This window comes from Leptospira koniambonensis (assembly GCF_004769555.1).
Taxonomy (GTDB): Bacteria; Spirochaetota; Leptospiria; order Leptospirales; family Leptospiraceae; genus Leptospira_B; species Leptospira_B koniambonensis.
The window spans coordinates 66009-78641 of sequence record NZ_RQFY01000012.1 but is presented as its reverse complement, the minus strand read 5'-3'; the positions used below and the strand labels follow the sequence as shown (position 1 = coordinate 78641).

General features: G+C 39.2%; 10 protein-coding genes. 4 read left to right on the top strand and 6 right to left on the bottom strand.

Annotation, left to right across the window (positions count from 1 at the left end):
• Nucleotides 1-210 precede the first annotated feature (210 nt).
• A complete protein-coding gene (locus EHQ52_RS18230) occupies nt 211-2514 on the top strand; it encodes a hypothetical protein (RefSeq protein WP_135616726.1) in 2304 nt (767 codons plus the stop codon).
• A 105-nt stretch (nt 2515-2619) separates the two neighbouring features.
• Here the strand turns inward: EHQ52_RS18230 and EHQ52_RS18225 are convergent, their stop codons facing one another.
• The 4 genes from EHQ52_RS18225 to lon form a co-directional block, all read right to left on the bottom strand.
• A complete protein-coding gene (locus tag EHQ52_RS18225; protein ID WP_016543993.1) occupies nt 2620-3087 on the bottom strand; it encodes a Dps family protein in 468 nt (155 codons plus the stop codon).
• Nucleotides 3088-3276: 189 nt separating this feature from the next.
• Nucleotides 3277-3669 (bottom strand): TIGR04452 family lipoprotein, encoded by a 393-nt coding sequence (locus EHQ52_RS18220; protein WP_135616724.1) that lies wholly within the window; start codon nt 3667-3669, stop codon nt 3277-3279.
• Nucleotides 3670-3740: 71 nt separating this feature from the next.
• Nucleotides 3741-4856, bottom strand: coding sequence for a DegT/DnrJ/EryC1/StrS family aminotransferase (locus tag EHQ52_RS18215; protein WP_135616722.1), 1116 nt, complete (start codon nt 4854-4856; stop codon nt 3741-3743).
• Between the two features lie 93 nt (nt 4857-4949).
• On the bottom strand, nt 4950-7391 hold the full coding sequence (gene lon / locus EHQ52_RS18210) for an endopeptidase La (RefSeq protein WP_135617119.1): 2442 nt from the start codon (nt 7389-7391) through the stop codon (nt 4950-4952).
• Between the two features lie 195 nt (nt 7392-7586).
• Between lon and EHQ52_RS18205 the strand changes: the two genes are divergently transcribed.
• The gene (locus EHQ52_RS18205) at nt 7587-9020 is read left to right on the top strand and encodes a pectin acetylesterase-family hydrolase (protein WP_135616720.1); all 1434 of its coding nucleotides are present in this window, start codon (nt 7587-7589) and stop codon (nt 9018-9020) included.
• A 62-nt stretch (nt 9021-9082) separates the two neighbouring features.
• Nucleotides 9083-10600 (top strand): pectin acetylesterase-family hydrolase, encoded by a 1518-nt coding sequence (locus EHQ52_RS18200; RefSeq protein ID WP_135616718.1) that lies wholly within the window; start codon nt 9083-9085, stop codon nt 10598-10600.
• Nucleotides 10601-10604: 4 nt separating this feature from the next.
• Here EHQ52_RS18200 and EHQ52_RS18195 read toward each other — a convergent pair whose 3' ends face one another.
• The gene (locus EHQ52_RS18195; RefSeq protein WP_135616715.1) at nt 10605-11162 is read right to left on the bottom strand and encodes an O-acetyl-ADP-ribose deacetylase; all 558 of its coding nucleotides are present in this window, start codon (nt 11160-11162) and stop codon (nt 10605-10607) included.
• A 356-nt stretch (nt 11163-11518) separates the two neighbouring features.
• On the opposite strand from EHQ52_RS18195, the gene tmpT reads away from it, so the two are divergent.
• Nucleotides 11519-12148 (top strand): thiopurine S-methyltransferase, encoded by a 630-nt coding sequence (tmpT, locus tag EHQ52_RS18190; RefSeq protein WP_135616713.1) that lies wholly within the window; start codon nt 11519-11521, stop codon nt 12146-12148.
• A gap of 53 nt (nt 12149-12201) precedes the next feature.
• Here the strand turns inward: tmpT and EHQ52_RS18185 are convergent, their stop codons facing one another.
• On the bottom strand, nt 12202-12597 hold the full coding sequence (locus EHQ52_RS18185; RefSeq protein ID WP_135616711.1) for a DUF4345 domain-containing protein: 396 nt from the start codon (nt 12595-12597) through the stop codon (nt 12202-12204).
• Nucleotides 12598-12633 lie beyond the last annotated feature (36 nt).

The following is a 12633-nucleotide window of genomic DNA, read 5'->3' as shown; positions in this document are numbered from 1 at the left end:
GCATTTTCCGTTCTTTTTCAGAACCAAATCATCTTCTCTCTTATATCTTACTTATTTTCCAAATCTTGATTTTTACACAACTGTTCGAATAATGAAACTCGAACGTTCGAATTCTGTCTCTCGGACGACCCAATTTTTATTATGGAGTATTCTTCTCCGCCAGAACTGATCCGGAATTTTCTTTCCGGACTAGGGAGCGGAAAAATGGAAATGCAAAGAATACGTGCCGCAAAACGTTATTTGCGGTACGCCTTGTTAGGGATGGCTGTATTAGCTGCGGGTTGCCCCGTAGGAATTTTTACAGAATTCCCAAACCAGGAAGAAGTATGTAAATTTGATCCGATCCGAGAAGGAATTCGCGGAGTGTCCGCATCTTCTTTCCCGGAGCCGGTATTACAATCGGTGCTGGTAAATGGAAATCTTGTATGGCAGACTGTAACGGATGGGCCGGCGTACCCGACTCCTTCTTTCAGCCCTGGCCAAACCATCACACTTAGAGGAACAGGCTTTGGAGCCGGACCTGAAATCGACTTTTCTAAAATTATGATCGGTAATACCAGAATTCTGGAAACTGATCTGAGAATGTTCGAGCAAAGATTGGACATCACCAAACAGGTGAACTTCGAAGTGGATGAACCTTTGGATAGTTGGAGCAAGTATATTCTTGCTTGGACTGATAATCAGATCCAATTCAAAGTTCCTGAACACACAACCTCAGGTCCTCTTATAGTTCAGATACAGAAAAGAATCGGATATAACGACTCTTTACTTCATCCTGGACAACCGCATAACGTAATTGATGCACAAACTCGAAGAGTTACTGACGAAGACTTCAAACATAAATGTGATGTTGTCTCTATCTTAAGTGATGCGAAAGGTACTACACCTTTACAAGTAAATGTGAACAACCCTGGCTTCGCTTCCATCCTTGCATTAGGCGAAAAGATTTTCTGGTCTTACGACTTCAATATAGGTGTAGCTCACGCGATCCGAAATTTAGATTGGAAGAAAATTTTCGCATACCAAGCAAAAGATCCAGTTACTGGATACACTGCAGATCCACTTCTTCTATTCGGTGCTTACCAAACAGTTTCCGGCCAAGTTCCTTCTGCAGCAATTGATAACGTCTATTTCGATCGTTATCCTCAACCAACTCCAATCCCAGGACTTTTGGGAGGGGATCAAAAATTTAAAGGGAATACTAAGAATAGCGGTTGGGCAGGTTATCGATATGCGGAAGCATCTCATCCGTATACAGGTAATGGAGAATGGATTGGATTCAACTGTGCTTCTTGTCATGGATATAAGATCACTTATGAAGCTTCTCCTGGAAACACTGTAACTAAAGTAATTCCAGGACTTCCTAACCCTAAATGGTCCATGAAATGGTCTCTATTAGGAGATTTTAAAGGAATCAAAGAAAGTGAACCTGGACCAAGTTTCGACTCTTCTGCCAAAGATGTAGATAAAACAATGTTGATCTACGTTATGCCACAAGGAGCTGGCGAACACTCTTTGATCCGTATCAAAGGAGAAGGTAGCGAAACTGATAACGATTACGAGTTCTCTCCAATCGCAATTCCAAACGTTACCAATTATATGGGAGTCAGAAGATCTCTTTCTCATACAGAATCTTACGTAGGATTCGAAGGTTCTTATATCCATTCGGAAGAACCTGATGGAGCTACTGGTGCAATGTATGCGAAAGAACTACAAGCTCTTACCGCCTATATGACTAAGTTGGACCAAAACGATAAGGCTCTCAGACAAGTGGGAATGTATCGTTGGTTAAAATCTAAGGGTAAACTGATCGCTCAAGCAGGAACAGATTCAGGAGAAGGTGCTTTCGTCCAAGCTGGATGGGAAAACCAACCTGGCATTGCTGCTGCAGTTGCGAGAGGAAAGGCAACTTTCCAAAGAGATTGTGGATCTTGTCATAATGATAAGGTGGGTCTGAACTCTAACGAGAAGATGTTTAAGATCAATGAAGTGGGAAGATTTTTCGCACCAACCATCTATCATAAACAACAACAATCTGTTCGTGCTACTTTCTTAAGAGCTATGTATTGGGTACAACATAGAGGTTTATTAAGTGACGGTCACGTTCGTAACTTAGAGGACCTGGTCAATCCTGCTCGATGCACAGAAGGGTCTGCTCTTTATAACCAGTATTATACTCTACATGCACCTGTGACTCCTGCATTGGGTGGACCGGATCATCCGGAACCTTATCCTCCTCAAAACAGAAAGTCAGATGTATTTAGAGCATTCAAATCTCCTAATACTGATGCAGGAACAAAAAGAAACAGATTCATCGAAAGACATAAATATTTCGTAACTGTTCCTTGGGATCCAGATTGGTACTATTGGGATTACCAGAAGATGAGAAGAGAATATGGCGTTCAAGAGTTGGGAACTTCTCAACCAATCGGAATGCCAGCCGCTCCTCATCCATGGTGTTCTGCCTCAGCAACTGAGGTGGATGATCTAGTGGAGTATATCCTCACTCTCTAACTCTCTACGCCCGGGGAGAAAGATCGAATACCAGATCGATCTCTCCGGGTTCTTATTTCGGGGAATTCTCCCCGAAATATTTGTTTTTCAGAATATTCTAAAATTCTACTCCAACATACTTCTGAGCATCCAAGCAGTCTTTTCATGGATCTCTAATCTTTGGGTAAGAAGGTCAGTAGTCACCTCATCCCCACCTGAATCCGCAGAAGGAAGGATTGCCCTTGCAGTTCGGATCACTGCTTCATGCCCTTCTACAAGATTTTTAAGCATATCTTCCGCTTTAGGAACTCCGTCTTCTTCTTTTAAAGAAGTTAGAGAAGAGAATGCTTTATAGGTTCCGGGTGCTGGATAACCAAGAGAACGAATTCTTTCTGCAACCAGATCCAAAGCATTCCAAAGCTCAGTGTACTGAGTCATGAACATCAAATGTAATGTATTAAATAAGGGTCCGGTTACGTTCCAATGGTAGTTATGAGTTTTTAAATATAAAAAATACGTATCTGCTAAAAGTTTCTGTAAGCCTTGGTTGATGGCCTCTCTATCCTTCTCTGGGATTCCTATATTCGGTTTCATACTTATCTCCTTTTTAGTTTAGCCAATTTAGAATCATTCTAAATTTGAATCTTAGACAGTGGCAATCTAATTTCTTTCGGAATAAAAATGATTTTTTGCAGATTTTGGCGAGAAAGAAATCAGCTCAGTATGAAAAGAAAATATAAATAAACCGAAAGACGGAATTAAGTTAGATTAAGAATTGCCTTATCAATTAGGAAGAAACTTAATTTCTTCGAAGTTACGACAATTTTCACTCAGCGTCAATGTTGACAAAGAATCAAAACGATTGAGATAAGAAAACTTTTCCATATCAGAAGCGCAATCAGTCACTTTCTTCCTTTTATAATATTTTGAATCGTCCAGATCTAAAGTGAAAGAAACAATCAATGAATTTGAAATAGCGACATTCTCTACCAAACCACTATAGCCACCAAACTTTTCTGTGTAGTAGACCCCATCTGCGTTAAACGCTGCATTTCTAATTATTTCCCTTGCTTCACCACCAGAAAATGAGTTCTTTGTGGCACCAGTTGATTCAATAATATTGCAACTCATTGCAAAAACAGTAAGAAAATATAATATACTATTAATCTTTTTCATCTGTAAGATATCCTCTATAAGGATTATCCTGCCTGAAGGCCTTTCAGACAGGATATGAATATAAAATGTTTTTATTTTTTGTATTCTTTGATCGCGGCAAAAACTTCTTCCAATTCGGAATCAGTCATATAAGGGAATAGAGGGAAATTTAAAATTGAATCACAGATCTTTCCAGTTCTATGTTCTTTTCCAAATTTACCTACGATATATGGTTTTGCACCTGGTTGATCACTCATCGCTCCAGGATAAATAACCGCAGAACCGATCCCTTTTGTCTTTAGGACTTCTTGGATTTTTGGTCTTTCCGCAGGATCGAAAAGAGTAACGTTACAATATCCATTTTCTTGAAAGTCTTTTGGAGGATGGATTACATTCACCCCTAAACCTGGAAGAACTTGGTAATATTTTTCAGCTGCTTTTCTGCGAGAAGCGATCCTTGCATCCAAATAAGGAATATTCAAATTTAAGAATGCAGCCTGCAAGGTATCCATTCTGGAATTCCAACCCACATCTCCGTAACCGTAATGAGAAGTTCTCCCATGGTTTCCGAGCATTCTGACTTTATTTGCAAGCTCTTCGTCATTTGTGAAAACCGCTCCACCATCCCCGGCCCCGCCTAAAACTTTTGCAGGATAGAAAGAAGTAGTAGTGATCAATGCGTCTTGGTAAATAGGTTTTCCCTTATACAAAACTCCGAAAGATTGAGCTCCATCTTCTAATAAGAAAACTCCCTTCTCTTTACAAAGTTTGCGGTATTCTTCTAACTTAGAGCTTCCCCAGCCATAAAGGTGAACTATGATCGCAGCTTTTGGTTTTACCTCTTCGAGTGCTCTTTTGAATTCTTCGAAATCCATTTGTAGATCATCTGGATTTGTATCTATTGTAGCTGGATCAGCTCCTACGTTTACGACTGATTCGAATGTTGCCCAAAAGGTAGAATCAGGAACTAATACCTTATCTCCCTTCCCCACTCCCAAGGCTCTTAGAGCCAATTGAAGCGCGTCTGTTCCGTTTGCACACGCAATCGAATATTTGGTTCCAGCAGTTGTTGCCAGATTTTTTTCTAATAATGCGACTTCTTCTCCTCCGATAAAGGAGGCGTTCTTGCTGAGAGTTTTTACTTTATCTTCCCAAGCATCTAGTAATCCCGGCTCGAATCTTTTAATATCTATGAAAGGTACGCCCATTATGGTCTCCTCCGAACAGCGTCCGAAAGGTGTCCTAAAAAGCAAATTATTTTGGGGCGGCTTAGAACTCGCTCACCAAGCAAATTCTAGGCCTTATTTCTTTTTACGGGTAACCGACTTCTTTTTAGGAGAAGGTTTTGTCTTCTTAACAACTGCAACCTGCTCTGTTTTTGGTTTTAAAATTCCATCAATCGTTTTCGATTCGAATAAAATTTTAGCAACCTCTTCAAATCTAGAAACTGGAAAGAATTCCATTCCCTTCTTCACATAATCAGGTATTTCGTCTAACTGAGGTCTGTTGTCCGATGGGAAAATGATCTTATGGACTCCAACTCTTTTTGCGGCAACGATTTTTTCTCTTAAACCACCGATCGCTAAAACCTCGCCAGTAAGAGTTAATTCTCCAGTCATACCAAATCCAAGTTTGATCCTTTTATTCAGCACTAAGGAAAGAATGGTAGTTGCCATTGTAATCCCCGCACTTGGTCCGTCTTTTGGAGTGGCGCCGTCAGGAACATGAAGATGGATCGTTTTTTCGGTGAACAACTCTTCGCTACCTAATAAATTCTTAATATAGCTGAGGGCAATACTGGAAGATTCCTCCATGGATTTTCCTATCATTCCAGTAAGAAGGATCCCGCCTTTTCCTTTTACAAAAACTGCTTCGATGAGTAATGTTGCACCCCCTACAGAAGTCCAAGCAAGTCCCAAAGCAGTTCCGGGAACTGTAGGTTTAGTCATCCTATCATCCGTATATTTAGGAACTCCTAGGAATTTTTCTACATCGGAAGGTCCTATATGTTTAGGATAAGATTCCCCTTTTACAATATGAAGAGCGAGTTTTCTTGCAAGTTTGTCGGATTGTTTTTCAAGTCCTCTCACTCCTGACTCTCTGGAATAATGATCAATCAGAGAGACAACAGCTTTTTTGTCTATTTGGATGCCGTATGGCTCTATCCCGTTTTTCTCCAGTACCTTCTTCCATAAATGTTTATTGAAGATCTGTACTTTTTCATCTGTGATATAGCCGGAAAGATTGATCACTTCCATACGATCCAAAAGGATCCTGCTAATAGAATCTAACGTATTTGCCGTAGCGATAAAGAATACAGATGAAAGATCAAAAGGAAGATCTAAATAATGATCTCTAAAAGTTTTATTCTGCTCTGGATCTAAAACTTCTAGAAGTGCAGCGGCAGGATCTCCTTGCATTCCAAGACCAAGCTTATCTATCTCGTCCAAAAGAATTACTGAATCTTTTTCTTTAGTAATTCTTAATGCAGTAATGATCTTACCAGGCATTGCTCCAATATAAGTCCTACGATGCCCTTTGATCTCTGCCTCATCCCTCATTCCGCCCACAGAAAATCTAAAAAACTTTCTGCCCATTGCTTCTGCTATAGATTTAGCAATAGAAGTTTTTCCAACTCCGGGAGGTCCCACCAAAAGAAGAATGGAGCCCTTCTCAGTCGGCTTTAACTTCTTCACCGCCAAAAATTCCAGGATTCGCTCTTTTACATCATCTAATTTATAATGATCTCTATCTAAAGTTTTTCTGGCTTTATCTAGATCAATTTCGCGGGAAGGAGCAGCTTCCCAAGGAAGACTTTCCATGATGTCTAAATAATTTCGGATAACATTATAATCTGCAGTATTCTGATCAGTATAGAAGAACTTATCCATTTCTCGTTCTACTTCTTCTATTACTTCCGGATCTGCCGGAATAACTTTTAGTCTTTCTAAGAATTTTTCATACTTCTTCTCGTATTTACCTTCTTTCTGACCAAGTTCAGCCTGTATGGCTTTCAATTGTTCTCTTAGGAAAAATTGTCTTTGTTGTTTATCTATTTTATCCTGGATATTCTCCTGGATCTCTCTTTGGAGAGAAACTAGATCGATCTCTTTTTTGAGATAGAGTAATACTTTTTCGATCCTATCTTTTAGATTTACGGATTCAATTACGGATTGATAATCTTCTTTTTCTATATTCAAAATACTGCATACAAAATCTGCCATCTTGCCCGGCTCATTTACATTCAGCATTGTAAGTTTCATCTCTTCTGTAAAAAGAGGATTATTCTGAGCAAGTTCCCTTGTCATAATGAGCAGGGTTCTCATCATAGCTTTGATGGTATTTTTAGAAGCCCCAGGCTCTTCTTCCGGATAATTCACCTTTGCGATCAACAAAGGTTCTACAGAAGAAAATGATTCTACTTTGAATCTGCGAACAGTATTGATCAGAATATTTACTGCACCATCAGGAAGATTTACCTTCTTCAAGATCTTGGCAACTACACCGAAATCATAAATATTCTCTTCTGTCTTCTTTTCGTTCTCTTCATCTTTGAGAAGGACCAGACCAATGAAAGAATTACCCTTTAAGGCCTCGTCCACAGCCTTGGCAAATTTTCCCCCAGGAACAATAAGAGGGGTGATGATCCCGGGAAATACCGGTCTGGTCTTGATAGGCACTAAGAATAATTCGGGAGGAAGAATGGAGTCTACTGGTATGATACTTCCATCTACTTCATCCATATTATCAAAAAGATCCACGGTTTCACCTTCGGTTTAAAAAATAATTAGACCAATTCCAGTTTCTGGGCTCGCTCCTAGTACTCAAATCTTTCTTTTTCTGCGATAATGAAAAGGGCTTGAATCTTTGAGGAAATACGCCAGTCTTAATGGAAATATAAAACAATTTGACTGTTTTCTAGAGTGGAGATGAAACGAATGCAGGCCAAAAACCTATCGCTTCTATTTATAGTTCCGATGTTACTTTTTATCGGATGTAAAAAAGACGAACCGGACAATACAAAAGCTCTTACAGGAGCAGTTTTAGGCGAAGTTCTTTATAATCCTTACGAAAGGATCACCCCACCCTCCAGCGATACAATCATAATCCCGAATACTAATGCCAATTACCAAACACCAGGAAGGGAATATTTTCCAAAATGTTTCGGAAATGCAGGAAACACTAAATTTTATTTCTTCCGAAAATCTGTTTCTGCGAATAATAAAAAACTTTTGATCAACTTTATGGGAGGAGGAGCTTGCTGGAGTAATAATAACTGTTTTGGAAAGAATACTACAACATTCTTCAATTTCCTAAATGATGTTCCTGATCTTTTTATCAAGGTCGCATTCCAAGGAATTTTGGATGCAGGAAATTCTTCTAATCCATTAAAAGATTATGATGTTCTTTTTATTCCATATTGCACTGGAGATCTCCATATGGGCTCCAAAGATGTAGCGACATACGATGATCCTTATGTTTCTTCTGATCCTTCTGTCTATAGTCACAGAGGACATGATAATGTTCTTTCAGTTTTAAAATATATCCAATCGAATTATAGACAAGTTACTAACGTGGTAGTCGCGGGACAAAGTGCAGGAGGATACGGAGCAGTATTAAATTATCCTCATATTCGTTCAGTATTTTCGGAAAGTGCAAAATTTCCAAATATTAGTAAGATCAGCTTAGTGGCAGATGCTTCTAATGGAGCAGTGATCGATGGATTTTTCTCTGATATTGTAAACACTCAATGGGGAAGCGGACCGAATATTCCGGATTGGGTGGTAGGAGCCAACTACCTGACGACCGGAACTCCTTCTATCGAAGATTATATTACCCAGATCGCAGGAGAATACCCGGATGATGTTATAGGACAATACACTGCAGCATTCGATTCAACTCAAAGATGGTTCTTCAATGTAATGGGGATCATTGACACGGGAACTCCTTCTTATTCCGATTCTAGTTCTTATTTCGGACCAGGAGATGCTCGGGATGTGCCAGATCTTCCTAAGACCGGTAATACTCCATCCAATTGTAATTGGGCCATCAACGCGAATAATGCGATGTCCGACATTGCAGCTCCAAAGTATTATTACTATAGAGCTCCTGGAGACATTCATACAATCACCACAAGTGATACAATGTATGGACTCATGAGTAATGGAGTGAATTTTAATACCTGGTTAAAATCGATCGTATCCAATGCAGGAACTCCAACAACTGTAGATTGCGCTGCGGGTTCAGGATCTCATCCTTGCACTGATAAAAATTTCGGGGCTAATTCTCTGAATGATACCCTAGGAAGAGCGACATCCCAGGACTCATTCGATAATAATAAAGATCTATACGAGACCTGTTTCGGTCCTTGACATTCTATAAAGCAGGAATAAAATAAAGCCTATATCACCTTTCGGGGTGGTATCAGGCTTTTATGAACATTCGATATCTTGTAATTCTAGTTCTATTCTCTCAAATCTTCTGTACAAAAGACAAAGATAATTCCCAGGAACTTCTCACCACCGGACTCATTGTAGATCTGGTCACAAGCCCGTTTACAAGGATCACTCCTGAACCTGGAACCTTTACAACTCAGGTGGATCATGGCGCAAGCCCTTATACATATACTGCGACCTTCGATCCGAAATGTAGCGGAACAGAAGGAAATGTGAACTTCTATTTTTTCAGAAAAACTGTAGCTATGAATAACAAAAAGTTACTCATCAATTTTATGGGAGGAGGAGCTTGTTGGGACGATGCAAATTGTTTCGGAAGTAATACAGTCACTTATTTTAATCAATTAAATACGGTCCCTGATTTTGCATTAGATCTTTTATTCAAAGGTATTATAGACCAATCCGTAGCGGCAAATCCATTCAAAGATTATGATATTATATTTGTCCCCTATTGCACTGGAGATCTTCATATAGGAAGTAAGGACAAAACTTATACAAGTGGGACCATTAAACATCATGGGTATGATAATGTGATCTCGGTCTTAAAATTTGTCCAAAATTCTTATCCCCAACTGGACCGAGTTTTTGTGACCGGCCAAAGTGCTGGAGGTTATGGAGCTATATTAAATTATCCGATTATTCGAGAAACAGTAACTACAATCGATTCCGGTGCAAAAGTTAGGATGTTATCTGATGCTTCCAACGCAGTTGTGCCGACAGCTGCTTACGGTGCAAATGATGCATTTTTTCCATTACTCGAAAGCTCTTGGGGTGTAGAAACAAATGGGATTGGAAGTGGAACTGGTTTTTCTTCTTCTAATCTTCCGATTTGGGTGAATGGGATCGATGCAAATTATACGACTGGAGCTTCACCTTCTATTAATGACTTCTTCAAAAAAGTGGCTACTGAGTATTCTGGAGATGTTCTCGGACAATACACTGCATTATTCGATGGGAACCAAAGATTTTTTTATCATACAATGGGGCAGATCAATAAGATTAAAGATGGAAGCTTGATCTATTCGACTGCGACCACTCCTGATCCTTACCAAGCCGGAAAATCATATTCAGCCATTTACGGAGACAGTGACGGAAGTTCTGTGCCAGATGGAAGTTCATCTAGTTCAAACGATTATACTACTTGTGATTGGTCCAAACAGGCAGTTTCTAAAATGAAGGATGCGGCTACCAAACCCAACTATAGATATTATATAGGCCCCGGAGATGTTCACACAATCACCACTTATAATGATATGTATTCTTTAAAAAGTGGAGGAGTTAATTTTGCAACTTGGTTAAATACTTTGGCAAATGGAGCAAGCCCTCCCGCAAATGTTCAATGTAATAATTCTTCGGGATCTTGTGTAAATACGAATCTATTCGATAGCACTATCAATAATAGTTTAGGAAAAGCAACATCCGACGAATCCTATGCAATAAACCCGAAACAAGATATGTACACCAGCTGCGGACAAGCAGCAGGAATAGGCTTATAGAATATTAGAAGGAAGGAGTTCCTTCTTTAAAATTAATACCAGATTGGTTTAGAATTTTCTCATATAAATCCTTTGTTTCTTGATCAAAACAAACAAAGATCAACTTTCTGGGAAATTGCTCCTTATGATCCAAGATCGTTCGGATTGCAATTGGAGCAGCCAATTCTTTTGGATAAGCATAAATCCCTGTACTGATACTCGGAACTGAAATCGATTCAAATGCACGATCCGAAGATAATTGTAGAATATTTTTATAACAGGTTTCTAATAGAGACGCTTCCTGATAATCTCCCCCCTTCCAAACTGGACCCACAGCATGGATCACATATTTGGCAGAAAGTTGTCCACCAGAGGTAAGAACACATTGTCCCGTAGGAAGACCATTCGGATATTTTTTGATCTTTAATATCCTACATTCTTCCATGATCTTTGGCCCACCCACTCTGTGAATGGCACCATCCACTCCACCTCCTCCCGATAGGGAAGAATTAGCAGCATTTACCACCGCATCCGTTTGGATGGACGTGATATCACCTTTCCAAACAAAAATTTCCATCCCCATTTAAAGAGACTAAAAACAGCTGCCTTGCAAGTAGAATTTATATTTTATTTTCATAATTCGTTTAATAATAAGAAAAAGAGATATTGATTGTTTGGCGAAGATTTAAGCAATTCTGCACAGATTTAGTAGAAGTTTAGAATAAAATAATGGGTATTTTATAAAGGCATATGCACACATGCGCCTATGCGTGTGAATTTGCGTGCATATCCGAACATGTGCACATGCACACGAATTCGAATGAATCACTTGACATACACCCGTTTTCCTCTTTCTAAAGGGTTGCCAAACGTTCCAAAACAATTACCATAGGTTGGAACTCCTACAAATGAGTAGAGCGCAAATTAGAGGGATAAAAAATGGAAAAAGATTTTTGGCTAAGCAGATGGAAAGAAAATAATATTCCTTTCCACGAAAGTGAAACTAATCCGCTTTTACTCAATTATTTTGCGGAACTTTCTATACCAAAAGATAGCCGTGTGTTTATTCCACTTTGCGGCAAAACCTTAGACATAGCCTGGCTTCTTTCTAAAGGATATAGAGTCGCTGGTGCTGAGCTTGTAGAAATGGCAATCCAACAGTTGTTTCAAGAATTGGGAGTAGAGCCTAAAATTTCTAAAATAGGAAAACTGGTCCTATATAGCTCGAACGGTATAGATATCTTCGTAGGAGATATATTCGATTTATCTAAAGAGGTTTTGGGTCCTGTAGATGCAGTCTATGATAGAGCGGCATTAGTAGCACTTCCACAAGAAACCCGAATTCGATATTCTTCGCATTTAACTCAAATTACAAATGAAGCGCCTCAACTTCTGATTACATTTGAATATGATCAATCTAAAATGGCAGGTCCTCCCTTTTCTATTTCAACGGAAGAAGTAAACTTACATTATAAAAACACTTTTACTTTAAAAAATCTTTTAAGTCAGGAAATGGCAGGTGGATTAAAAGGACATTCTGCAAAAGAGAATGTTTGGAAATTATCTTAATAGAAGAAGATCAATGCTCGTATATAAACATACGAGCATCTAAAAAATTAACCTTATTGGATTTCTTTTCTTCTAGATTGAGCGATTGCAAGAATGATAGGAAGTAATATCTCAGGAGTTAAATAACCAATCCAAAGCCCGGCAGGCTCCGGCAAACCAACTATAGAGATAGAAAGTATTCTCCCGAGCGCGGCAATAAATATTCCTAAAGCAATCAGATACACCAGAGTTCTTTGGACACGAATTGTATAAGCCGCCCAAAAACAAATCAATCCCATCGATAGATAGATCCCAGCCATGAATCTATGTATATTGTCCAACCTTGCGCTGACAGTAGGTTCACCTAAATACATCTGCAAACTTCCGCCAAAAATTGCAATGGCGGCTGCTAAAAACAAACATACTTGGACTATACGAGTACTAATGGATACAGATTGATTTGTTTGCATAATTCCCACAATCGGATCGAATAAACCTCGATCCGT